Source organism: Comamonas sp. NyZ500, assembly GCF_016772095.1.
In the GTDB taxonomy this organism is placed as follows: Bacteria; Pseudomonadota; Gammaproteobacteria; order Burkholderiales; family Burkholderiaceae_C; genus Comamonas; species Comamonas thiooxydans.
On the sequence record NZ_JAEIJE010000014.1, the window covers coordinates 17,088 to 39,845 of the forward strand.

The 22,758-nt window shown below is 61.9% G+C and carries 22 protein-coding genes and 1 tRNA gene; 21 read left to right on the plus strand and 2 right to left on the minus strand.

From position 1 onward, the window contains the following. Nucleotides 1-35 precede the first annotated feature (35 nt). The 10 genes from JAO85_RS18530 to JAO85_RS18575 all read left to right on the plus strand — a co-directional run bounded on the left by JAO85_RS18530 (nt 36) and on the right by JAO85_RS18575 (nt 9,778). Nucleotides 36-539, plus strand: coding sequence for a hypothetical protein (locus JAO85_RS18530; RefSeq protein ID WP_034379441.1), 504 nt, complete (start codon nt 36-38; stop codon nt 537-539). Between the two features lie 389 nt (nt 540-928). Then, entirely contained in the window at nt 929-1,621 is a 693-nt protein-coding gene (locus JAO85_RS18535) for a substrate-binding domain-containing protein (protein ID WP_202788706.1), read from the plus strand. Between the two features lie 161 nt (nt 1,622-1,782). Further along, nucleotides 1,783-3,180: an MFS transporter gene (locus tag JAO85_RS18540; protein WP_003067553.1), complete on the plus strand. Its 1,398-nt coding sequence runs from the start codon at nt 1,783-1,785 to the stop codon at nt 3,178-3,180. A 40-nt stretch (nt 3,181-3,220) separates the two neighbouring features. After that, nucleotides 3,221-4,249: an amidohydrolase family protein gene (locus JAO85_RS18545; protein ID WP_003067554.1), complete on the plus strand. Its 1,029-nt coding sequence runs from the start codon at nt 3,221-3,223 to the stop codon at nt 4,247-4,249. A 133-nt stretch (nt 4,250-4,382) separates the two neighbouring features. Then, nucleotides 4,383-5,066: a 4-carboxy-4-hydroxy-2-oxoadipate aldolase/oxaloacetate decarboxylase gene (gene ligK, locus JAO85_RS18550; RefSeq protein ID WP_012838739.1), complete on the plus strand. Its 684-nt coding sequence runs from the start codon at nt 4,383-4,385 to the stop codon at nt 5,064-5,066. A 171-nt stretch (nt 5,067-5,237) separates the two neighbouring features. Continuing rightward, complete coding sequence (locus tag JAO85_RS18555; protein WP_202788707.1) at nt 5,238-6,155, plus strand: amidohydrolase family protein; 918 nt, start codon at nt 5,238-5,240, stop codon at nt 6,153-6,155. An 81-nt stretch (nt 6,156-6,236) separates the two neighbouring features. After that, entirely contained in the window at nt 6,237-6,686 is a 450-nt protein-coding gene (gene ligA, locus JAO85_RS18560; protein WP_012838737.1) for a protocatechuate 4,5-dioxygenase subunit alpha, read from the plus strand. A gap of 3 nt (nt 6,687-6,689) precedes the next feature. Next, nucleotides 6,690-7,559 carry a class III extradiol dioxygenase subunit beta gene (locus JAO85_RS18565; RefSeq protein WP_012838736.1) on the plus strand — a complete coding sequence of 290 codons (870 nt, stop codon included), beginning with the start codon at nt 6,690-6,692 and terminating at the stop codon, nt 7,557-7,559. Between the two features lie 90 nt (nt 7,560-7,649). Further along, a complete protein-coding gene (locus JAO85_RS18570; RefSeq protein WP_202788708.1) occupies nt 7,650-8,609 on the plus strand; it encodes a Gfo/Idh/MocA family oxidoreductase in 960 nt (319 codons plus the stop codon). A gap of 146 nt (nt 8,610-8,755) precedes the next feature. Next, entirely contained in the window at nt 8,756-9,778 is a 1,023-nt protein-coding gene (locus JAO85_RS18575; protein WP_034392028.1) for an aldo/keto reductase, read from the plus strand. Nucleotides 9,779-9,940: 162 nt separating this feature from the next. Here JAO85_RS18575 and JAO85_RS18580 read toward each other — a convergent pair whose 3' ends face one another. Further along, complete coding sequence (locus JAO85_RS18580; protein ID WP_202788709.1) at nt 9,941-10,834, minus strand: CaiB/BaiF CoA-transferase family protein; 894 nt, start codon at nt 10,832-10,834, stop codon at nt 9,941-9,943. 272 nt (nt 10,835-11,106) lie between these two features. Between JAO85_RS18580 and ygiD the strand changes: the two genes are divergently transcribed. Continuing rightward, nucleotides 11,107-12,033 (plus strand): 4,5-DOPA dioxygenase extradiol, encoded by a 927-nt coding sequence (gene ygiD, locus JAO85_RS18585; RefSeq protein ID WP_080746921.1) that lies wholly within the window; start codon nt 11,107-11,109, stop codon nt 12,031-12,033. A gap of 190 nt (nt 12,034-12,223) precedes the next feature. Here ygiD and JAO85_RS18590 read toward each other — a convergent pair whose 3' ends face one another. Further along, nucleotides 12,224-13,420, minus strand: coding sequence for an amino acid aminotransferase (locus JAO85_RS18590; protein WP_003067573.1), 1,197 nt, complete (start codon nt 13,418-13,420; stop codon nt 12,224-12,226). 175 nt (nt 13,421-13,595) lie between these two features. Between JAO85_RS18590 and uvrB the strand changes: the two genes are divergently transcribed. The 10 genes from uvrB (at nt 13,596) to JAO85_RS18640 (ending at nt 22,548) form a co-directional block, all read left to right on the plus strand. Continuing rightward, a complete protein-coding gene (uvrB, locus tag JAO85_RS18595; protein WP_304515663.1) occupies nt 13,596-15,662 on the plus strand; it encodes an excinuclease ABC subunit UvrB in 2,067 nt (688 codons plus the stop codon). 228 nt (nt 15,663-15,890) lie between these two features. Continuing rightward, nucleotides 15,891-16,427 (plus strand): Fe-S cluster assembly transcriptional regulator IscR, encoded by a 537-nt coding sequence (gene iscR / locus JAO85_RS18600; RefSeq protein WP_003054211.1) that lies wholly within the window; start codon nt 15,891-15,893, stop codon nt 16,425-16,427. Nucleotides 16,428-16,600: 173 nt separating this feature from the next. After that, nucleotides 16,601-17,821, plus strand: coding sequence for an IscS subfamily cysteine desulfurase (locus JAO85_RS18605; protein ID WP_039048945.1), 1,221 nt, complete (start codon nt 16,601-16,603; stop codon nt 17,819-17,821). A gap of 34 nt (nt 17,822-17,855) precedes the next feature. Further along, nucleotides 17,856-18,251: a Fe-S cluster assembly scaffold IscU gene (gene iscU, locus JAO85_RS18610; protein ID WP_003054213.1), complete on the plus strand. Its 396-nt coding sequence runs from the start codon at nt 17,856-17,858 to the stop codon at nt 18,249-18,251. Nucleotides 18,252-18,255: 4 nt separating this feature from the next. Continuing rightward, entirely contained in the window at nt 18,256-18,579 is a 324-nt protein-coding gene (iscA, locus tag JAO85_RS18615) for an iron-sulfur cluster assembly protein IscA (RefSeq protein WP_003054214.1), read from the plus strand. A gap of 146 nt (nt 18,580-18,725) precedes the next feature. Then, entirely contained in the window at nt 18,726-19,244 is a 519-nt protein-coding gene (hscB, locus tag JAO85_RS18620) for a Fe-S protein assembly co-chaperone HscB (RefSeq protein WP_003067580.1), read from the plus strand. Nucleotides 19,245-19,338: 94 nt separating this feature from the next. Then, on the plus strand, nt 19,339-21,198 hold the full coding sequence (gene hscA / locus JAO85_RS18625; protein ID WP_202788710.1) for a Fe-S protein assembly chaperone HscA: 1,860 nt from the start codon (nt 19,339-19,341) through the stop codon (nt 21,196-21,198). A 15-nt stretch (nt 21,199-21,213) separates the two neighbouring features. Beyond that, complete coding sequence (fdx, locus tag JAO85_RS18630; protein ID WP_003054218.1) at nt 21,214-21,552, plus strand: ISC system 2Fe-2S type ferredoxin; 339 nt, start codon at nt 21,214-21,216, stop codon at nt 21,550-21,552. Between the two features lie 173 nt (nt 21,553-21,725). Next, the gene (gene dnaQ, locus JAO85_RS18635) at nt 21,726-22,457 is read left to right on the plus strand and encodes a DNA polymerase III subunit epsilon (protein ID WP_003067586.1); all 732 of its coding nucleotides are present in this window, start codon (nt 21,726-21,728) and stop codon (nt 22,455-22,457) included. A 16-nt stretch (nt 22,458-22,473) separates the two neighbouring features. Then, nucleotides 22,474-22,548 (plus strand) — tRNA-Val (locus JAO85_RS18640). Nucleotides 22,549-22,758: the final 210 nt, after the last annotated feature.

The following is a 22,758-nucleotide window of genomic DNA, read 5'->3' on the forward strand; positions in this document are numbered from 1 at the left end:
CGGCCCACGGTGATCTATATCGAGCATGGAGACATATGTCCAATCGCACTTCACTCATCCGCAGCCTGGCAGCCTTGGCGCTGGTTTGCGCAGCGGGTGCCGCCCAGGCGCAGGCCTATATCAGCGGCTCCATCTCAGGGCAGCTGGCGCCCGGGGTTTACGGTCAGGTCAATATCGGTAATGCACCACCGCCGCTGCTGTATGCCCAGCCGATGTGGGGCGGCCCGGTAGTGCCGCAGGTGCAGCCCATCTATATGTGGGTGCCGCCCGGCCATTCGCGCAACTGGCGCCGCTACTGCGGCCGCTACCACGCCTGCGGCCAGCCGGTCTATTTCCTGCGCAATCCGCCACCCCATTGGCGTGCAGGACCTCCGCCGCGCCACCACCACGAGCGACGCGACTGGCATGACGACCGCCGGGATCATAGGCACTGGGACAGAGACGATCGCCGCGATCGACGTGACTGGGACAGGCATGATCGCGATGACCGGGGGCGTGGTCATGGTCACGGGCGTGGGCATGGACGTCATGACGACTGAATTAGGGGTTAACCACTAAATTCACTGTTGCTTATGCACAGCAATGAAGGCTGGTTGCTATTGAAAAAATAGCAACCAGCCTTTTCTTTTTATTGGCTTCATGCTTGGTTTGTAGGTATTTATACGTGTTATGAGCGAGCACTTTGCTATGCCTTTGCGGCATAGCTGCTAGCGGAGGGCTTGCCTAGTGGGAGGGGGCAGGGCTGCCGACAATAGTCTCATTCGTTTTGACTAGATGGTTGCCCTGATGCACGCCCTGTCGAGCGCCCCGTCCTGCCGGTGCAGTCTGCCCGCAGCGTGACGGGAGTGGCTCGAAAGGCCTCGATGGCCGGGACTCGGCATTCGGGATTGCGGGGCAGCCATGGCATCCACTTCAGGAGTCTTCCGGCATGAGCGCAGCACTCAAAGGCATTTCTTCCATGGCAACCCGCCAGGTCCTCGCGGATCTGGTTGCAGCCTGGCAGGCCCAGGGCGGCGAGCCGGTGCAGATCGAATCCGTGGGTGGTGTGGATGCCGCGCAGCGTGTGCAGTCCGGTGAAGAGGCCTTTGATGTGGTCTTCCTGGCCTCCAACGCCATCGACAAGCTGCAGGCCGCCGGCCGTGTGGTTGAGGGCAGCAAGGTGGACCTGGTGCTCTCTGGCACCGCCGTGGCCGTGCCTGCTGGTGCAGCCCTGCCCGATATCGGCTCCGAAGAGGCCGTGCGCGCTGCCGTGCTGGCCGCGCCCAGCATTGGCTATTCCACCGGCCCCAGCGGTGTGGCGCTGCAAAAGCTGTTCGAGCGTTGGGGCATTGCCGACGAGATCAAGGCCCGCATCGTGCAGGCCCGGCCCGGTATACCCGTGGGCTCCATGATTGCTTCGGGCGAAGTGGCGCTGGGCTTTCAGCAGCTGAGCGAGCTGATCCATGTTGCGGGCATACAGATCGTGGGCGGCCTGCCTGCCGCGATTGCCATCGATACGGTATTTTCTGCCGGCGTTGTGACGGGCTCGGCACATGCGGATGCCGTGCAGCGTCTGCTGGCCTTCATGGCTTCGCCTGAAGCCGAAGCGGCCAAGCGCCGCCAGGGCATGGAGCCCGCTTGAATTGATTCGTGTCCAGGCGGGGGCCTGGCACTGACACCCCATCCAGCAAAAGGGCAGTCATAGCCCTTTCGTGACGGACGTACCAGATGCCTTTGAGGCTTTGGCGCCAGCCGCGAGACAGGAGATAGAGGCGACAAAGAGAGGCAACTGAGATTCCAAATATGACTTCGCAAACTAGCAAACAGAACACCGGCCCTGCGGTCGTCAATGTGCAGACCGTGCTCAACGAGAGCCCGTTTTCACGCTTCCAGTGGGGGATTTTCTTCCTCTGTTTTTTGATTGTTCTGCTCGACGGTTTTGATACCGCCGCCATCGGCTTCATCGCGCCTTCGCTGCTCGGCGAATGGGGCATCGACAAGTCCCATCTGGGCCCGGTGCTGAGCGCGGCCCTGTTCGGCCTGGCGTTCGGCGCGCTGGGCGCGGGTCCGCTGGCGGACCGCGTGGGCCGCAAGACCGTGCTGATCATCGCCTCGGTGGTGATGGGCGGTGCATCGATTGCTTCCGGTCTGGTGCACGATCTGCAAGGCCTGACCATCTGGCGCTTCATCACCGGCCTGGGTCTTGGCGCCGCCATGCCCAACGCCATCACGCTGATGAACGAATACTGCCCTGACAGCAAGCGTTCCTTCATTACCAACTGCATGTTCTGCGGCTTCCCCATCGGCTCGGCCTTCGGCGGCTTTATCGCGGCCTGGATGATTCCGCATTTCGGCTGGCGCAGCCTGCTGATCGTGGGCGGCGTGGTGCCCCTGATCCTGGCCGTGCTGATGATCGTGATGCTGCCCGAGTCGGTGCGCTTCATGGTGCTCAAGAACTACTCGGCCGACCGCGTGCGCAAGGTGATGGTGCGCATCGCCGCCGGCACGCGCAATGCAGCGCGTTTTGTGCTGAACGACGGCGGCGAGGCGGCTGCCCAGGCACAGCAAGGTCCCCAGGGCCTGCGTCTGGTGTTCTCGCAGAAATATCTGGTCGGCACGCTGGCCCTGTGGGTGACGTATTTCATGGGCCTGGTGATCGTCTATGGCCTGGTCAACTGGATGCCTGTGCTGTTCAAGGAAGCAGGCGTGCCCGCCAGCCAGGCAGCCGTGATTGCCGCGCTGTTCCAGCTCGGCGGCGTGGGCGCGATCTTCGTCGGTCTGCTGATGGACCGCTGGAATGCCAATCTGATCATCGCGACGGGCTACTTCCTGACCAGCCTGGGCGTGGCCTTCATCGGCCAGGTGCTCGGCGGTGGCGTGGGCATGCTGGTGGCTTCGGTATTCATTGCCGGTTTGCTGATGAATGCGGCACAGTCGTCCATGCAGGCGCTGGCTGCCGAGTACTACCCCACGGAATGCCGCGCCAGCGGCGTGTCCTGGATGCTGGGCATCGGCCGCTTTGGCGGCATTGCAGGCTCTTTCCTGGTGGCCGAGCTGTCGCGCCGTCACCTGGAGCTGCCGCAGGTCTTCATGGTGGTTGCCATTCCCGGTGTCATCGCCGCGCTGGCGCTGCTGGTCAAGAACCGCTATGCCGGCGGCGCACCGCGTACCTCCATGCTGGGCCTGGGCGGCGCGCACTGAACTTTTTGATAGACGAATTATTTTTTAACGGAGCTTGAAGATGATCATTGACGTACACGGTCACTACACCACGGCGCCTGCGGCTCTGGGCGCATGGCGCGATCTGCAGATCGCCGGCCTCAAGGACCCGAGCAAGACCCCGTCGGTGGCCGATCTGAAGATCAGCGACGATGAAATCCGCGAGACCATCGAAACCAATCAGCTGCGCCTGATGAAGGAACGTGGTTCCGATCTGACCATCTTCAGCCCCCGTGCCTCGTTCATGGCGCACCACATCGGTGACTTCCAGACCTCCAGCACCTGGGCCGCCATCTGCAACGAGCTGTGCTTCCGCGTCAGCGAGCTGTTCCCCGATCACTTCATTCCCGCCGCCATGCTGCCCCAGTCGCCCGGCGTGGACCCTGCGACCTGCATTCCCGAGCTGGTCAAGTGCGTTGAGCAGTACGGCAACGTGGGCATCAACCTGAACCCCGATCCCTCGGGCGGCCACTGGACTTCGCCCCCGCTGTCCGACAAGAGCTGGTACCCCATCTATGAAAAGATGGTGGAGTACGACATCCCCGCGATGATCCACGTCTCCACCAGCTGCAATTCATGCTTTCACACCACGGGCAGCCATTATCTGAATGCCGACACCACGGCCTTCATGCAGTGCCTGACTTCGGATCTGTTCAAGGACTTCCCGACCCTGAAGTTCCTGATTCCCCATGGCGGCGGAGCCGTGCCTTACCACTGGGGCCGTTTCCGCGGTCTGGCGCAGGAGATGAAGAAGCCGCTGCTGGAAGAGCATTTGCTGAACAACATCTACTTCGACACCTGCGTCTACCACCAGCCGGGCATCAACCTGCTGACGGAAGTGATTCCGACCAAGAACATTCTGTTCGCCAGCGAAATGATCGGCGCCGTGCGCGGCATCGATCCGCAGACCGGTCACTACTACGACGACACCAAGCGCTACATCGAAGCCACGCAGAACCTGACGGCCGATGAAAAGCACGCCGTCTATGAAGGCAATGCCCGCCGCGTGTTCACGCGCCTGGACAAGGCGCTCAAGGCCAAGGGTCTGTAACTTCTCAAAAAAGAGAGCTGCTGGCGCACGGTATGAAAGGTTTTCAATAAGAAAACTATTCAAATCTGATGAATGACAAGCGCTACCAGCTCACTTTTTGGATTCAATAACGTCAAAGCAAAGAGGTATTTCCATGTACGAACTGGGAGTTGTCTACCGCAATATCCAGCGCGCCGACCGCGCTGCTGCTGACGGCCTGGCCGCCCTGGGCTCCGCCACCGTGCACGAAGCCATGGGCCGCGTTGGTCTGCTCAAGCCCTATATGCGCCCCATCTACGCCGGCAAGCAGGTCTCGGGCACGGCCGTCACCGTGCTGCTGCAGCCCGGCGACAACTGGATGATGCATGTGGCTGCCGAGCAGATTCAGCCCGGCGATATCGTGGTTGCTGCCGTCACCGCCGAGTGCTCCGACGGCTACTTCGGCGACCTGCTGGCCACCAGCTTCCAGGCGCGTGGCGCACGTGCGCTGATCATCGACGCCGGCGTGCGTGACGTGAAGACGCTGCAGGAGATGGACTTCCCGGTCTGGAGCAAGGCCATCTCTTCCAAGGGCACGATCAAGGCCACCCTGGGCTCGGTCAACATCCCCATCGTCTGCGCCGGCATGCTGGTCACGCCCGGTGACGTGATCGTGGCCGACGACGACGGCGTGGTCTGCGTGCCCGCCGCGCGTGCCGTGGAAGTGCTGGCTGCCGCCCAGAAGCGCGAAAGCTTCGAAGGCGAAAAGCGCGCCAAGCTGGCTTCGGGCGTCCTGGGCCTGGATATGTACAAGATGCGCGAGCCCCTGGAAAAGGCCGGCTTGCGCTATGTGGATTAACACCCCCTGAGCGGCTGCGCCGCTTCCCCCTCTCTCGCTGCGCGGGAAGGGGACGACACCCTCGGTGCGGGGCGGCCCTTCCTCGGTGTCTCTGAGATGTGGCAGCGCCAGTTTCATGGATGGTGGGAAGTGCGCAGCGCACGGTGCAATCAACAATTGAGGAGCAAACAGATGAGCGCCTTTGAAAAAACCCCCGGCTGGCTGGACTGGTACGCCAACCCCAGCAAGCCCCAGTTCAAGCTGCCTGCCGGCGCTGTGGATGCGCACTGCCATGTGTTCGGTCCCGGCAACGAGTTCCCCTTCGCCCCCGAGCGCAAGTACACCCCCTGCGACGCCAGCAAGGCCCAGCTGTATGCGCTGCGCGACCACCTGGGTTTTGCGCGCAATGTGGTGGTGCAGGCCACCTGCCACGGTGCGGACAACCGCGCCATGGTCGATGCCTGCAAGTCCTCGGGCGGCAAGGCCCGTGGCGTGGCCACGGTCAAGCGCTCCATCAGCGATGCCGAACTCTCGGCCCTGCACGACGCCGGCGTGCGCGGCGTGCGTTTCAACTTCGTCAAGCGTCTGGTGGACTTCACGCCCAAGGACGAGCTGATGGAGATCGCCGGTCGCATCGCCAAGCTGGGCTGGCATGTGGTGATTTATTTCGAAGCCGTGGATCTGCCCGAGCTGTGGGACTTCTTCACCGCGCTGCCCACCACCGTGGTGGTTGACCACATGGGCCGCCCCGACGTGACCAAGGGCGTGGACAGCGAGGAGTTCGCGCTGTTCCTGAAGTTCATGCGCGAGCACAAGAATGTCTGGAGCAAGGTTTCCTGCCCCGAGCGCCTGTCCGTCTCCGGCCCCAAGGCGCTTCATGGTGAGCAGAATGCCTACCAGGACGTGGTACCGTTCGCGCGCCGCGTGGTCGAGGAGTTCCCCGAGCGCGTGCTCTGGGGCACGGACTGGCCGCACCCCAACCTGAAGGACCACATGCCCGACGACGGCCTGCTGGTGGACTTCATTCCTCATATCGCTCCCACCGCGCAGTTGCAGCAAAAGCTGCTGGTGGACAACCCCATGCGTCTGTACTGGCCCGAAGAGGTCTGACGGAGTTCCGGCGACACATACACCCGGAAACAGGCCGCAGCCTTGTCGCATGGGCTGCGCCATCCGTAACGAGGAGAATTTATGGCTTTGGAAAAACCGTATCTGGACGTGCCCGGCACCATCATTTTCGATGCCGAGCAGTCCCGCAAGGGCTACTGGCTCAACCAGTTCTGCATGAGCCTGATGAAGGCCGAGAACCGCGAGCGCTTCCGCGCCAACGAGCGTGCCTATCTGGACGAGTGGGCGATGACCGAGGAGCAGAAGCAGGCCGTGCTGGCGCGCGATCTGAACTGGTGCATGCGCACCGGCGGCAATATCTACTTCCTGGCCAAGATCGGCGCCACCGACGGCAAGAGCTTCCAGCAGATGGCGGGCTCCATGACCGGCATGACCGAAGAAGAGTACCGCGCCATGATGATGGGCGGCGGCCGCTCTGCCGATGGCAATCGCTATGTGGGCGAGGACGGTGATGCGCAGGCGCATCGCCAGCCCCAGGGCAGCGCAGGCAACCAGAACAAGGAAGGCAACTAAGACATGGCACGCATCACCGCATCCGTTTTCACCTCGCACGTGCCTGCCATCGGCGCCGCCATGGACATGGGCAAGACCCAGGAAGCCTACTGGGCGCCCCTGTTCAAGGGTTATGACTTCTCCCGTCAGTGGATGAAGGACAACAAGCCCGATGTGATCTTCCTGGTCTACAACGACCACGCCACGGCCTTCAGCCTGGACTGCATTCCCACCTTCGCCATCGGCACGGCTGCGGAATTCCAGCCCGCCGACGAAGGCTGGGGCCCGCGCCCCGTGCCCAAGGTGGTCGGCCATCCCGATCTGGCCAGCCACATTGCCCAGTCCGTGATTCAGCAGGACTTCGACCTGACCATCGTCAACAAGATGGACGTGGACCATGGCCTCACGGTGCCGCTGTCGCTGATGTGCGGCGAGCAGGACCCCAAGACCGGCTCCTGGCCCTGCCCGGTGATCCCCTTCGCCGTGAACGTGGTGCAGTATCCCGTGCCCACCGGCCAGCGCTGCTTCAACCTGGGCCGCGCCATCCGCAAGGCCGTGGAGAGCTACGACCAGGACATCAACGTCCATATCTGGGGCACGGGCGGCATGAGCCACCAGCTGCAGGGTGCGCGCGCAGGCCTGATCAACAAGGAATGGGACAACCAGTTCCTGGACCTGCTGATCGAGAACCCCCACGGTCTGGCGCAGATGCCGCACATCGACTATGTGCGCGAAGCCGGCTCGGAAGGCATCGAGTTGGTGATGTGGCTGATCGCGCGCGGCGCCATGTCCGATGTGGACGGCCCCGCACCGCTGCCCAAGGTGGCGCACCGCTTCTACCATGTGCCCGCATCGAACACCGCAGTGGGCCATCTGATCCTCGAGAATCAGTAAACGTTTCACCACGTTCGCTGCTTCGCGTATTCACTGCCCCCCTGTGGGGGGGCTTCGCCTCCTTGAGGCGGCTCTACGGAGATCCCAATCATGAGCAAGACCATCAAAGTAGCGCTGGCTGGCGCAGGTGCCTTCGGCATCAAGCACCTGGACGGCATCAAGAACATCGACGGCGTGGAAGTCGTCTCCCTGGTCGGTCGCCGCTTTGACCAGACCAAGGAAGTGGCCGACAAATACGGCATCAAGCATGTGGCAACCGATCTGGCCGAAAGCCTGGCGCTGCCCGAAGTCGATGCCGTGATCCTGTGCACGCCCACGCAGATGCACGCCGAGCAGGCCATTGCCTGCATGAAGGCCGGCAAGCATGTGCAGGTCGAGATCCCCCTGGCCGACGCACTGAAGGACGCCCAGGCAGTGGCCGAGCTGCAAAAGCAGACCGGCCTGGTGGCCATGGTGGGCCATACCCGCCGCTTCAACCCCAGCCACCAGTGGGTGCACAAGAAGATCGAAGCCGGCGAGTTCAACATCCAGCAGATGGATGTGCAAACCTACTTCTTCCGCCGCACCAATATGAACGCGCTGGGCCAGGCCCGCAGCTGGACCGACCACCTGCTGTGGCACCATGCCGCCCACACCGTGGACCTGTTCGCTTACCAGGCCGGCAGCCCGATCGTCAAGGCCAACGCCGTGCAAGGCCCGATTCACAAGGATCTGGGCATCGCCATGGACATGAGCATCCAGCTCAAGGCCGCCAACGGTGCGATCTGCACGCTGAGCCTGTCGTTCAACAATGACGGTCCTCTGGGCACCTTCTTCCGCTACATCGGCGACACCGGCACCTACCTGGCCCGTTACGACGATCTGTACACCGGCAAGGACGAGAAGATCGACGTGTCCCAGGTCGATGTCTCCATGAACGGTATCGAGCTGCAGGACCGCGAATTCTTCGCAGCCATCCGCGAAGGCCGCGAGCCCAACTCCAGCGTGCAGCAGGTGTTCAACTGCTACAAGGTCTTGCACGACCTGGAGCAGCAACTCAACGCCGAATAAGTCCCGGTGATCGATTGAGACAGACAAAGGCCGGGGCATGCTCCGGCCTTTGCTGTTTTTGCTTTGAAATTTATAGCTTTAAACGCTCTGTTTATATGGGCTATAGGCTATAAATGCCTTAACTTTGCCATCCTCAAGGAGCATCCGTGCAATACCGACCACTAGGCCCATTCAGCGTCGCCAATGTCGCGCTGGGCTGCATGAATTTCTGCCATGCCTACGGCAACCCCGTCTCTACCGAGCAATCGCACGCCGTGCTGCATGCGGCACTGGACGCGGGCGTCACGTTGTTCGACACTGCCGCGCTCTATGGCTTTGGCGCCAGCGAATCGCTGATCGGACCCGTGCTCAAGCCCCACCGCAATCAGATCACCCTGGCCAGCAAATGCGGCATGGCCGGCGTGCGCGGCGAAGACGGCGTGATGCGCCGCGTCATCGACGGTCGTCCCAAAACCCTGCGCCAGAACTGCGAAGACAGCCTCAAGCGCCTGGGCACCGATGTGATCGATCTCTACTATCTGCATCGCTGGGACAGGAACGTGCCCATCGAGGAGTCGGTGGGCGAGATGGCACGCCTGAAGGAAGAGGGCAAGGTTCGCGCTCTGGGTCTGTCGGAAGTGGGCGTCGATGCGCTGCGCCGCGCGCACAAGGAGCATCCGATTGCCGCGCTGCAAAGCGAATATTCGCTGTGGTCGCGCAATGCGGAGCTGGGCACGCTCGCCGCCTGCAAGGAGCTGGGCATTGCCTATGTGGCTTTCAGTCCCATGGGCCGCGCCTTCTTCAGCGGCAAGCTGCAGCAGGTGGACAACCTGGTCAAGGGCGATATCCGCGCCACCATGCCGCGTTTTGCCGGCGAGGCCTATGCGCAGAACCTGCGCCTGCTGACGCCCATGCAGGCCGTGGCGGAAAAAGCCGGCTGCACGCTGGCCGAGCTGGCCATCGCCTGGGTGCTGCACCAGGGCGAGCATGTGATCGCCTTGCCCGGCACCACCAGCGTGGAGCATCTGCACGAAGACATTCGCGGCGGCAGCGTCAAGCTCGACGCCGAGCTGCTGGCCGAGCTCGATGACATCTTCAAGCCCGAAGCCATTGCGGGCGACCGCTATGCGCTGCAAGGCCAGGGCGAGGTGGATACCGAGAAATACGCCTTTGAAAAGCGCCCAGGCTAGTGCCTTTGCGGACGCCCGGTCAGGGGCGGTCTGCGGCGTTGCCTCGCCGGCCGCGCAAATCCTCGCAATAGCACCACTATTGCTGCGGTATCGCGCGCGGGGGGCCGCCCCCTGGCATCCCATTCCGCGAAGGCCCTAGCGCGGAGGGGAGCGTAAACAGGTTCAAGTTTGGGGCAGGGCGTGCAGGGGAATATCCTTCTCCTGTGCCAGCTGCATCAGTTGCGCGCAGCTGCGTGCGGCCAGAAACCGGGCCACGCCCTGATGGATCTCGGGCTTGCGCATATCGGCGGGATGGCCGAAGGGCAGGTCTGCCGCTTCGCACAGGCGCTGGGCAAAGTGAGGCTCCAGCGCGGCCACGGCCACGATGCCGTCGGCACAGGGATAGATGCGGTAGCCCGCATGGGCGCCGCCGACATCGCCCGCGGGCTGGGTCAGGCCCCAGTGCCAGGGCAGGGCCAGCCACTGCGCCGCCTGGGCCAGGCCGACCTCGCGCAGTATGCCGCGCCCGCTGCGGCTGCTGACGAGCACGGCCTGGAGCACGGCTTCGCTGGCCATCAGCGCCCCCGCCATATCGGCAAACAGGCCGGGGGGCAGGGCCGTGCTGTGCACGAGGCCCGCTTCGGCCTGATAGGTGAGGTCATGGCCGGGGACATCGGCCAGCTCGCCTGCGCTGCCGACCACGCGCACCAGCGACAGCCCGGGGTAGCGCTGCTGCAGGGCTTCCCAGCCCAGGCCCAGCTTGCTCAGGGCCGAGGGCCGGAACGAGGTCAGCAGCACATCGGTTTGCGCCAGTTGCGCATGCAGACTGGCCTGGCCTTCGGCGGTCTTGAGATCGGCCTGCAGGGTTTGCACCTTGTCATGCATCTGCGCGTAGGCATCGGGGCAGTAGAGGCCCATGGGGTCGGCGCTGCGGCCTGCGCCGGGGGCCAGAGGCTCGAGCTTGCGGCAATCGGCTCCCATGCCGGCGCAGCGCCACAGTGCGGCGGGGCCGGGCAGGTTCAGAGCCAGGCTGAGTATGCGAATTCCTTGCAGGGGTTGAATGGCGGTGCTGGGCATGAGTGGGAGTATTCCTTGTCTGGACTTGTGCAAGCCAGGGTGGCATCAGGATGGTTTCCTTGAAGCGAAGCCCTTGCCTGATCCTGTTTGGCGTGAGTCGTGCTTGTGCAACTGCTGTTGTAGTGCAAGCCGGGCCTTGGCGCTGGCACTTTCAGGACAGTCTGTTGCGGTGGCGGTGCTTTCAGGCGCTGTTGCGCTGTGGCAAGCTTGCCCTATCTGTAAAACGCCCCTAGGGGCGTGTTCGATTGACCGAGATGCGTAGACGTACGCTTTTGTCCCTGGGCGCAGCCTCCGTGCTGGCCGCCGGAGGGGGCTGGAAGGCTTTTTCCATGAACTCCACTTCTTCTTCCTTGTTGCCCGAGCAACTGCTGCAGCAGCTCAAGCCTTCGCCGCGCATGCCGGTGATGTTCCTGGGCCACGGCAGTCCCATGAATGTGATCGAGGACACGCACTGGCGCCAGAGCTGGAAGGCACTGGGCCAGGAACTGACGGCCAAGGGCATTGCGCCGCAGCTGATTCTCTGCGTTTCGGCCCACTGGCTGACCGAGTCCGACTGGGCGCTGACCGGTATGGCCCAGCCACGCACGATTCATGACTTCGGCGGCTTTCCGCAAGAGCTGTTCGACCAGCAATATCCGGCGCCCGGCGCGCCCGAGGTAGCCAGGCAACTGGCGGCCGAGCTGCATTCGCCGCTGGACGGATCGGCCTTGCTGGTGGACCAGAAATGGGGTTTTGACCATGGCACCTGGTCGGTGCTGCTGCCCATGTTCCCCGAGGCCAGCATTCCCGTCATGCAGCTGAGCATGCCCTATGGTCTGGCGCCCGAAAAGCATTTCGAGATGGGCCGCCAGCTGCGCGCGCTGCGCGACCGCGGCGTGCTGATCGTGGGCAGCGGCAATATCGTGCACAACCTGCGCGCCATGCAGCGCGGTGCCAGCGACAACCAGGCCTATGACTGGACGATTCAGTTCGACACCGAAGTGCAGCAGCGTCTGGACAGCGGCAATCTGGCGGATCTGAGCACCTTTCTGGACTGGGGCCCGCAGGCCCGTCTGGCCCATCCCACGCACGACCACTATCTGCCTCTGCTGTATGCGGCAGGTGCCGTGCAGGAGGGCGAAGCGCCGCGCGTGTTCAACACGGCCTACCAGTATGCGGCGCTGTCCATGCGCTCGGCCATCTGGGGACTGAGCGCTTGATCAAGATTTTGATAGCTTACTGCGCTTGGTTTACATGGTTTTCAGGTGATTTTCTGCCTGAAAACAATATGAGAAGAGCGCTGGCAGCTATCAACTAATAGGTGGGCACTGAAGCAGCCATAAAAAAAGAGCAACGGATTAAAAGTCCGTTGCTCTTTGGTCTTCAGGGACCAGGCCCCGAATCGTGAGCTTAGATCACGGCGGCGATGGCCTTGCAGACATAGTCGATGTTCTTGCTGTTCAGCGCAGCCACGCACATGCGGCCGGTGTCGGTGCCGTACACGCCGAACTCGGAGCGCAGGCGCACCATCTGGTCCTTGGACAGGCCGGAGTACGAGAACATGCCGATCTGGGTGGTGATGAAGGACATGTCCTGGGTCACGCCGGCAGCCTTCAGACCGTCGACCAGCTTCTGGCGCATGGCCTTGATGCGCACGCGCATCTCGCCCAGCTCCTTTTCCCACAGAGCGTGCAGCTCGGGGTTGTTCAGCACAGCTGCCACGACGGCGCCGCCATGTGTGGGAGGGTTGGAGTAGTTGGTGCGGATGACGATCTTCAGCTGCGACAGCACGCGAGCGGCTTCTTCCTTGTCGGAGGCCACCACGGACAGGGCGCCCACGCGCTCGCCATACAGGCTGAAGCTCTTGGAGAAGGAGGTCGAGACAAAGATGTTCAGGCCGGCAGCCACGAACTTGCCGATCACGGCGCCGTCTTCGGCGATGCCGTGGCCAAAGCCCTGGTAGGCCATGTCCAGGAAGGCGACCAGGCCCTTGGCCTTGACGACGGCGATCACTTCATCCCACTGAGCGGCAGTGATGTCGTAGCCGGTGGGGTTGTGGCAGCAGGCGTGCAGCACGACCACGGTGCCGGCAGCGGCAGCATTCAGGTCGGCCAGCATGCCGGCGAAGTCGATGGAGCGGGTGGCTGCATCGTAGTAAGCGTAGGTGCCGACTTCAAAACCAGCGTTGGTGAAGATGGCCTTGTGGTTTTCCCAGCTGGGGTTGGAGATCAGGACCTTGGCGTTGGGGTTGAGCTTCTTGAGGAAGTCGGCGCCGATCTTCAGGCCGCCGGTGCCGCCGATGGCCTGCACGGTAGCAACGCGGCCGGACTTGACCACGTCGGACTCGGCACCGAACACCAGGGCCTTGACGCCGTTGTCATAGGCGGCAATACCGTCGATGGGCAGATAGCCGCGGGCGGTGGGCTTTTCCATCATGGCCTTCTCGGCGGCCTGCACGCACTCCAGCAGGGGCAGCTTGCCGTTGTCGTCGAAGTACACGCCCACGCCCAGGTTCACTTTGTTGGGGTTGGAGTCAGCGTTGAATTGCTCGTTCAGACCCAGGATGGGGTCGCGGGGGGCCATTTCGACGGCGGTAAACAGAGACATGAAAAAATCCTTGAGGGATGGAAATAAGTCAGGTCACCCCCAGCTACTGCTCCGAGCGCGTTAGACGGGCAGGGCATCGCCCGGTGCTCGAAAAAACGCATCAGCCTAGGTTAGGCTTGAGGGTTGGGCTGCCATTCTACTCCGCGCTTACCCTATGCGTCATGGACATGAGATCATGCAAGAACAAAATATGAATGCCGAGCCGCAAGGCCGTTTCGTGCAATACCCGGACTCGCCGTTCGAGCTGTTCCAGCCCTATCCACCGGCGGGCGATCAGCCTGCGGCCATCGAAAAACTGGTCGAAGGCGTCAATGACGGCGAGTCTTTCCAGACGCTGCTGGGCGTGACCGGTTCGGGCAAGACCTTCACCATGGCCAACGTGATCGCGCGTCTGGGCAAGCCCGCCATCGTGTTTGCGCCCAACAAGACGTTGGCGGCACAGCTGTACTCGGAGTTCAGGGAGTTTTTCCCGAAAAACGCGGTCGAGTACTTCGTCAGCTACTACGACTACTACCAGCCCGAAGCCTATGTGCCCCAGCGCGACCTGTTTATCGAAAAGGACAGCGCCATCAACGAGCACATCGAGCAGATGCGCCTGTCCTGCACCAAGAGCATCATGGAGCGCCGCGATGTGGTGATCGTGGCCACCGTCTCGGCCATCTACGGCATCGGCGAGCCCGAGAGCTACCACCGCATGATCATGACGCTGCGCGCGGGCGACACGCTCAACCAGCGTGACGCGATCGCGCAGCTGATCCGCATGCAGTACCAGCGCAACGACCAGGATTTCTCGCGCGGCACCTTCCGCGTGCGCGGCGACACCATCGATGTGTTCCCGGCCGAGCATTCTGAGCTGGCCGTGCGCATCGAGCTGTTCGACGACGAGGTCGAGAGCCTGCAGCTGTTCGATCCGCTCACGGGCCGGGTGCGCCAGAACATTCCGCGCTTCACCATCTATCCCAGCAGCCACTATGTGACGCCGCGCGACAAGGTGCTGGCGGCCGTGGAGACCATCAAGGAAGAGCTGGCCGAGCGCCTCAAGCAACTCGTGGGCATGGGCAAGCTGGTGGAGGCGCAGCGCCTGGAGCAGCGCACGCGCTTCGATCTGGAAATGCTCAGCGAAGTGGGGCACTGCAAGGGCATCGAGAACTACACGCGCCATCTCTCGGCCTCCAAGCCAGGCGATCCGCCCAGCACGCTGACCGACTATCTGCCGCGCGACGCCATCATGTTCCTCGACGAGAGCCATCAGATGATCGGCCAGCTCAACGCCATGTACAACGGCGACCGGGCGCGCAAGACCACGCTGGTGGAATATGGCTTCCGCCTGCCGTCGGCGCTGGACAACCGGCCGCTCAAGTTCGAGGAGTTCGAGCGGCGCATGCGCCAGGTCGTGTTTGTCTCGGCCACGCCCGCCGAATATGAAAAGACTCATGCCGGGCAGGTGGTGGAGCAGGTGGTGCGCCCCACGGGCCTGGTCGATCCCGAGATCGAAGTGCGGCCGGCCATCCATCAGGTGGATGACGTGCTGCAGGAGATCCGCCAGCGCGTGGAGCTGGAGGAGCGCGTGCTCATCACCACGCTGACCAAGCGCATGGCCGAGCAGCTGACCGAATACCTGACCGACAACGGCGTGAAGGTGCGCTATCTGCACTCCGACGTGGATACGGTGGAGCGCGTGGAAATCATCCGCGACCTGCGTCTGGGAGCCTTCGACGTGCTGGTCGGCATCAACCTGCTGCGCGAAGGCCTGGATATTCCCGAGGTCTCGCTGGTGGCGATTCTGGATGCCGACAAGGAAGGCTTTCTGCGTGCCGAACGCAGCCTGATCCAGACCATCGGTCGTGCGGCGCGCAACGTCAACGGCAAGGCGATTCTGTACGCGGACCGCATCACGGAGTCCATGAAGAAAGCCATCGGCGAAACCGAAAGACGCCGCGAAAAACAGATGGCTTTCAACGAAGCCAACGGAATCGTGCCAAAACAGATTGTCAAGAGGGTGAAAGACCTGATTGATGGCGTCTACAGCGAAAAAAGCGGCAAAGAGGCCGAGCGTCTGCAGGAGCAGGCTCTACAACAGGCACGTGTCGAGGATATGTCGGAGAAAGACATCGCCAAGGAGATCAAGCGTCTGGAGAAGCAAATGCTGGAGCACGCCAGGAACCTGGAATTCGAGCAGGCAGCGCGTGTGCGAGACCAGCTTTCGCTTCTCAAGCAGCAATTGTTCGGGGCGGCGCCGTAGGAATATTTCTTCGCAAATCTCGGGGTTATTACGTGAGTGCACGCTGTTACCCGACAAAATTGATGGGGAATGTGATATACTCGCCTCAAACACTCAACAACAAACTTCCCTCACAGAAGGGCTCTGAACCTAATCACAGGACGGAGTAAGGGCGGAGACTGTGCTCGTCTAGGTACTGTGACCGGGCGTGCGTTTCTGTAACGAACAATCCTGACTGAAGGAGCTCGTATGCGTCTTACGACCAAAGGCCGCTTTGCGGTCACCGCGATGATCGACCTGGCACTGCGCCAGAACAATGGCCCTGTGACTCTGGCTGCCATCAGCCAGCGTCAGCAGATTTCGCTGTCCTATCTGGAACAGTTGTTTGGCAAGCTGCGTCGCCACGAACTGGTGGAATCCACCCGTGGCCCCGGCGGCGGCTACACCCTGGCCCGTAAGGCAACGGACATCACCGTGGCTGACATCATCGTCTCGGTGGATGAACCTATTGATGCGACCCAGTGCGGTGGCAAGGAAAACTGTCTGGGCGAAGCGGGTCGCTGCATGACCCATGAGCTGTGGGCTGCACTGAATCAGCGCATGGTGGAATTCCTGGACTCCGTCACTCTGCAAAAGCTGGTGGACGAGCAACTGGCCAAGGGCATCCAGATCGAGGACAAGCCCGTGGTGCGCCGCGCCATCTCCACAGCACCCGTGGTCAAGCCCATCCGTGTGAACGCACCGAACTCGGTGTTCGCCCTGGGTAACGCCTTCGCGAAATCCTGATCCGGGGCCGCTTGAGCAGTGCTCGGGCGGCAACCAGATCGGCATGAAGCCCGACTCCGATAGTCAGGGCCTGGATGCATGCATGGCTGTGCGGCATGTTTCTTCGCCCTGATGGCACCATAAGGTGCATCGATTCCTCACGATTTGTCAGCCAAAAACAAGACGAGCCAGTCATGGACATGACCCCGCACTTTCCCATTTATCTCGACTACGGTGCAACCACTCCGGTGGACCCCCGCGTGGCGGACGCCATGATTCCCTGGCTGCGTGAACATTTTGGCAATGCCGCATCGCGCAGCCATGCCTGGGGCTGGGAAGCCGAAGAGGCCGTCGAGAAGGCCCGCAAGCAGGTCGCCGATCTGATTGGCGCCGACCCGCGTGAAATCGTCTGGACCAGCGGCGCGACCGAGTCCGACAACCTGGCCATCAAGGGTGCAGCGCATTTCTACCAGGGCAAGGGCAAGCACCTGATCACCGTGAAGACCGAGCACAAGGCCGTGCTGGACACCATGCGTGAACTGGAGCGCCAGGGCTTTGAAGTCAGCTATCTGGACGTGCAGGAAAACGGTCTGCTGGACATCGAAGTGTTCAAGGCCGCGATCCGTCCCGACACCATCCTCGCCAGCGTGATGGCCGTGAACAACGAGATCGGTGTGGTTCAGGATCTGAACACCATTGGCGCCCTGTGCCGTGAGAAGGGCATCATCTTCCACGTCGACGCCGCTCAGGCTTCGGGCAAGATGGATCTGAACATGCAGACCATGCCCATCGACTTGATGAGCCTGGCTTCGCACAAGACCTACGGCCCCAAGGGCATCGGTGCGCTGTACGTGCGCCGCAAGCCGCGCGTGCGCCTGGAAGCTCAGATGCACGGCGGCGGTCATGAACGCGGCATGCGTTCCGGCACGCTGGCAACCCACCAGATCGTGGGCATGGGCGAAGCCTTCCGCATCGCCAAGGAAGAGATGGCCAAGGATATGGAGCACGCACGTGCACTGCGCCAGCGTCTGCTCGATGGTCTGAAGGATCTGGAGCAGGTGTTCGTGAACGGCGATATGGACAACGGTGTTCCCCATTACCTGAACATGAGCTTCAACTTCGTCGAAGGCGAGTCGCTGATCATGGGCATCAAGGGTCTGGCCGTGTCCTCGGGTTCCGCCTGCACATCCGCCAGCCTGGAGCCCAGCTATGTGCTGCGTGCCCTGGGCCGCAGCGATGAGCTGGCACACAGCTCTTTGCGCATGACCTTTGGTCGCTTCACGACGGAAGAGGAAATTGACTACGCGATCAAGTCGATCCGCGAAAACGTGCTGAAGCTGCGCGAGCTGAGCCCTCTGTGGGAGATGTACAAAGACGGCATCGACCTCAGCACTATTCAATGGGCTGCACACTAAGCATAGATTACAAAGAGTTCAAGAGGTAGACACCATGGCTTACTCCGAAAAAGTTGTTGACCACTATGAAAACCCCCGCAACGTGGGCTCGTTCGACAAGAGCGATGACTCCGTGGGCACGGGTATGGTGGGTGCGCCCGCTTGCGGTGACGTGATGAAGCTGCAGATCAAGGTCAATCCTGCCACTGGCGTGATCGAAGATGCACGCTTCAAGACTTATGGCTGCGGCTCTGCCATCGCCTCGTCTTCGCTGGTGACCGAATGGGTCAAAGGCAAGACGCTGGATGAGGCTGCCGCCCTGAAGAACAGCCAGATCGCCGAAGAACTGGCGCTGCCACCGGTCAAGGTTCACTGCTCCATCCTGGCTGAAGACGCCATCAAGGCTGCTGTGAACGACTACCGCGCAAAGCGCACGGCGACGGAAGCCTAAGGCCATGGCCATCTCAATGACCGAGGCGGCTGCCCGTCATGTGAACCGCTACCTTTCGCGTCGCGGCAAGGGGATTGGCGTGCGCCTCGGCGTGAAGACCACGGGCTGTTCCGGCTTGGCCTACAAGCTGGAGTATGTGGACGAAGTCCAGCCCGATGACGTGGTGTTTGAAGACCACGGCATCAAGGTGCTGATCGACCCCAAGAGCCTGGCCTATATCGATGGCACGGAACTGGATTTTGTGCGCGAGGGCCTGAACGAGGGCTTCAAGTTCCACAACCCCAACGAGCGTGATCGCTGCGGTTGTGGCGAGAGCTTCAGGATTTGATTTTCCCCTGAGTCGCTTCGCACCTTCCCCCAAGGGGACGACACCTTCGCTGCGAGGCGGCTCTTGCTCGGTGTCCCTGGCGTGTGTAGCGCCCAAGCGTAAGAACGGAACCGCCTCAGCGCTGCTGCAGGCGGTTTTTTAATGCCATGAATCTGCAATCTGACGACTTTGAATTGTTTGGCCTGCCGCGCAAGTTTGCGCAGGAGCGCAGCCAGATCGACGCACGCTGGAAAGAGCTGCAGCGTGAAGCACATCCAGACCGCTTTGCCGCCCAGGGCGCAGCGGCGCAGCGCGTGGCCATGCAATGGTCGGTGCGCATCAACGAGGCCTATCAGCGCCTCAAGGACCCGCTCAAGCGCGCGGCCTATCTGTGCGAGCTGGCGGGAGCACCAGTGCGGGCCGAAGACAACACGGCCATGCCTGCGGCATTTCTGATGCAGCAGATGGAGTGGCGCGAAGCGCTGGAAGACGCTGCCAGCGAGCAGGAGCTGGATGCTCTGGAGGGCGAGATGCTCGCTGCCAAAAAGCAGATGCTTGGCGAATGCGGTCGTCTGCTGGACGAGGCTGGCGATGCCGCCGCTGCCGTGCAGCAGGTGAGAGCCCTCATGTTTGTTGCGCGATTTGCGCAAGATGTGGATCGCCGTCGCGATCAACTGGGACAATAAGAGCCAGAGCAACGCGCTGTGCCCTAGGCACGCAGCGTATCCACCTTGAGCGGGCCAGCCACGCTGGCCTCTGATGTTTCAAAAGAAGAATTTCATGGCGCTTTTGCAGATTTCCGAGCCCGGCCAATCCCCCGATCCCCACCAGCGACGCATTGCTGTAGGTATCGACCTGGGCACCACGCATTCTCTGGTCGCTGCAGTGCGCAACGGCGTGGCCGAATGCCTGCCCGACGATCAGGGGCGTGTGCTGCTGCCATCGGTGGTGCGTTACATGGAAATGGGCCGCCGACAGATCGGTTTTGATGCCAAGGCCGCGCAGGCGCAGGATGCTGCCAACACTATCAGCTCGGCCAAGCGCTTCATGGGGCGAAGCCTGGCCGATATCGAATCGCCCGAGAAGCTGCCTTATCGCTTCAAGACCGATGACAGCAGCGTCATCTCCGTCGAAACCGTGGACGGCGCCAAGACGGCCGTGGAAATCAGTGCCGAAATTCTGGCGACCTTGCGCTTCCGTGCCGAAGACACGTTCGACAACGATCTCTATGGTGCAGTCATCACCGTGCCTGCGTACTTTGACGATGCTCAGCGCCAGGCCACCAAGGATGCAGCCAAGCTGGCAGGCATCAACTTGCTGCGCCTGATCAACGAACCCACGGCAGCAGCCATTGCCTACGGCCTGGACAACGCGGCAGAGGGCGTCTACGCCGTCTACGATCTGGGTGGCGGCACCTTCGATATTTCGGTGCTGCGTCTTGCACAGGGTGTGTTCGAAGTGATCGCCACAGGTGGTGACTCGGCATTGGGCGGCGATGACTACGATGACGCGCTGGCGGCCTGGGTGGCGGAAAAGACCGGCACGCAGCTGGAGTCGGCAGCAGACAAGACCGCCTGGCGTATTGCCGCGCGCCATTGCAAGCAGGCCCTGACTGAATCAGAAGTTGTAGCGTTTACCGCTGATGTTTCCTCGGGCTCAGTGTCTTTTGATGTCAAGCGTGAGGAATTCATTGCGCTGACTGCTCACTTAACCAGCAAGAGCCTTGCTGCTGTGCGCCGCGCGCTCAAGGATGCAGACCTGGGTCGCGACGAGGTGCAGGGCGTGGTCATGGTCGGCGGCTCCACCCGCATGCCCCAGATTCGCCAGGCCGTGGCCGACTTCTTCGGCAGCGAGCCGCTGACCAATCTCAACCCTGACGAAGTGGTGGCCTTGGGCGCTGCCATTCAGGCCAATCAGCTGGCCGGCAACAATACCGCCGGCGACCTGCTGTTGCTGGACGTGATTCCGCTGTCGCTGGGTGTGGAAACCATGGGCGGTCTGTCCGAGCGCATCATCACGCGCAACGAGACCATCCCCACGGCCCGCGCACAGGACTTCACGACCTACAAGGACGGCCAGACCGCTCTGGCCATTCATGTGGTGCAAGGCGAGCGCGATCTGGTGGCGGACTGCCGCAGCCTGGCGCGTTTCGAGTTGCGCGGCATTCCGCCCATGGCTGCCGGTGCGGCGCGCATCCGCGTGACCTTCACGGTCGATGCCGACGGCCTGCTGTCCGTCAGCGCCAAGGAGCAGACCAGCGGCGTCGAAGCGCATATCAATGTCAAGCCTTCCTACGGCATTTCCGACGACCAGATCGCCCAGATGCTGCAGGACGGTTTTGCCACGGCCCAGGAAGACATGAAAGCCCGCGCCCTGGTCGAGGCCCGCGTGGATGCCGATCGCATGCTGCTGGCCACGCAGAGCGCGCTGGACGTGGATGGGGATGTGCTCAGCGCCGAGCAGCGCGACAGCATCGACGGCCTGATGACAGCGCTACGCGCGGCCGTCGCCAGCGATGATCCGGCCGTCGTGGAGGGCGCAACACAGGCCCTGGCCAAGGGAACCGAGTCGTTTGCGGCCGAACGCATGAATCGCAGCATCCAGCAGGCGCTGGCTGGCAAGAGTGTCAACACCATTTAATTCATAAACAGAACAATGCCCATCATCAAAATTCTTCCTCACGCCGAGTACTGCCCCAATGGCACGGAAATCGAAGCTCCTGTCGGCACTTCGATCTGTGAAGCCATGCTGGACAACGGCATCAATATCGAGCATGCCTGTGATATGAGCTGTGCCTGCACGACCTGCCATGTCATCGTCAAGGAAGGCTTCAACTCCCTGAACGAGGCGGAGGAAGAGGAAGAAGACCTGCTCGACAAGGCCTGGGGTCTGCAGCCTCAGTCGCGCCTGTCCTGCCAGGCGATTCTGGCGCGCGAGAATGTGACGGTGGAGATCCCCAAGTACTCCATCAATCACGCCAAAGAGAATCATTAAGCACCCCCTGAGGCGCTTTGCGCCTTCCCCCTCTCTCTACGCGCTTCGCGCTAGGGGAGGGGGACGACACCCTCGGTGCGCGGCGGCGCTTCCTTGGTGTCCTGGCTTTGGTGCGCGCTTGTTTTAGAAATTGTTGGGCGATGTGAGCGCCGCAGGTAATTGGGAGAAATTGAATGTCGCGCCAAATTGTTCTGGATACGGAAACGACCGGCCTGTCGGCCATCGATGGCGATCGTCTGATTGAGCTGGGCTGCGTGGAGCTGGTCAATCGCAAGCTCACCGGCAACAATCTGCATCTGTACTTCAATGCGGGTCGGGACAGCCATCCAGATGCCTTGCGCGTGCACGGCATCACCACGGAGTTCCTCAAGGACAAGCCGCGCTTTGAGGAAAAGATCGACGAGATCTGGGAGTATCTGCAGGGGGCAGAGCTCATCATCCACAATGCGCCGTTCGACCTGGGCTTTCTGAACAACGAGCTCAAACTGGCCAAGCGCCCGCCACTCAAGCAGTGCGTGGGCGGAGTCCTCGACACCCTGGTCATGGCCAAGGAGATGTACCCGGGCAAGCGCAACTCGCTGGACTCGCTCTGCGATCGCCTGGGTGTCGACAATTCCAATCGCACGCTGCACGGCGCTTTGCTGGATGCGGAGCTGTTGGCGGATGTCTACATCAATCTCACGCGCGGGCAAGATGCCTTGCTCATGACCGAGGAGCCGGCAGATGCTCCGGCGGCTGGAGCGATTGTCGTTCCATCGGTGGACCTGAGCAGCTTCAAGTTGCCAGTGCTGCGCGCCAATGAGCAGGAGCAGCAATCCCACGACGATGTGCTCAAGCAGATGGATAAATCCAGCGGTGGCAAGACTGCCTGGCGTAACTTTGAAAATGTGAGCGCCAATCCTTGATATAATCACGCCTATCGGGTGATTAGCTCAGCGGTAGAGCACTGCCTTCACACGGCAGGGGTCACATGTTCGATCCATGTATCACCCACCAAATACGAAAACCTCTTAGGTCATTGATCTAAGAGGTTTTTTTGTTTGTGTGCGTACTGCGTACCTCCCGTTGGCGCAGGCTTTACAGTTTGAAGTGGACGGCGTGGCAGCAGCCCTTCCGGCCGGAGCAAGGCCTGTGCCAGGCAGGCGAAGGGGCGAGGCATATGCTGCAATCTGCCTGGCCAGGGCTGAGCCAAATTCCTGGCCTGAG

Bases quoted from the DNA above. Each gene is read 5' to 3' on its own strand.
- JAO85_RS18530 (WP_034379441.1), top strand. From the start codon at position 36: ATGTCCAATCGCACTTCACTCATCCGCAGCCTGGCAGCCTTGGCGCTG.
- JAO85_RS18535 (WP_202788706.1), top strand. From the start codon at position 929: ATGAGCGCAGCACTCAAAGGCATTTCTTCCATGGCAACCCGCCAGGTC.
- JAO85_RS18540 (WP_003067553.1), top strand. From the start codon at position 1,783: ATGACTTCGCAAACTAGCAAACAGAACACCGGCCCTGCGGTCGTCAAT.
- JAO85_RS18545 (WP_003067554.1), top strand. From the start codon at position 3,221: ATGATCATTGACGTACACGGTCACTACACCACGGCGCCTGCGGCTCTG.
- ligK (WP_012838739.1), top strand. From the start codon at position 4,383: ATGTACGAACTGGGAGTTGTCTACCGCAATATCCAGCGCGCCGACCGC.
- JAO85_RS18555 (WP_202788707.1), top strand. From the start codon at position 5,238: ATGAGCGCCTTTGAAAAAACCCCCGGCTGGCTGGACTGGTACGCCAAC.
- ligA (WP_012838737.1), top strand. From the start codon at position 6,237: ATGGCTTTGGAAAAACCGTATCTGGACGTGCCCGGCACCATCATTTTC.
- JAO85_RS18565 (WP_012838736.1), top strand. From the start codon at position 6,690: ATGGCACGCATCACCGCATCCGTTTTCACCTCGCACGTGCCTGCCATC.
- JAO85_RS18570 (WP_202788708.1), top strand. From the start codon at position 7,650: ATGAGCAAGACCATCAAAGTAGCGCTGGCTGGCGCAGGTGCCTTCGGC.
- JAO85_RS18580 (WP_202788709.1), bottom strand. From the start codon at position 10,834: ATGCCCAGCACCGCCATTCAACCCCTGCAAGGAATTCGCATACTCAGC.
- JAO85_RS18590 (WP_003067573.1), bottom strand. From the start codon at position 13,420: ATGTCTCTGTTTACCGCCGTCGAAATGGCCCCCCGCGACCCCATCCTG.
- uvrB (WP_304515663.1), top strand. From the start codon at position 13,596: ATGCAAGAACAAAATATGAATGCCGAGCCGCAAGGCCGTTTCGTGCAA.
- iscR (WP_003054211.1), top strand. From the start codon at position 15,891: ATGCGTCTTACGACCAAAGGCCGCTTTGCGGTCACCGCGATGATCGAC.
- JAO85_RS18605 (WP_039048945.1), top strand. From the start codon at position 16,601: ATGGACATGACCCCGCACTTTCCCATTTATCTCGACTACGGTGCAACC.
- iscU (WP_003054213.1), top strand. From the start codon at position 17,856: ATGGCTTACTCCGAAAAAGTTGTTGACCACTATGAAAACCCCCGCAAC.
- iscA (WP_003054214.1), top strand. From the start codon at position 18,256: ATGGCCATCTCAATGACCGAGGCGGCTGCCCGTCATGTGAACCGCTAC.
- hscB (WP_003067580.1), top strand. From the start codon at position 18,726: ATGAATCTGCAATCTGACGACTTTGAATTGTTTGGCCTGCCGCGCAAG.
- hscA (WP_202788710.1), top strand. From the start codon at position 19,339: ATGGCGCTTTTGCAGATTTCCGAGCCCGGCCAATCCCCCGATCCCCAC.
- fdx (WP_003054218.1), top strand. From the start codon at position 21,214: ATGCCCATCATCAAAATTCTTCCTCACGCCGAGTACTGCCCCAATGGC.
- dnaQ (WP_003067586.1), top strand. From the start codon at position 21,726: ATGTCGCGCCAAATTGTTCTGGATACGGAAACGACCGGCCTGTCGGCC.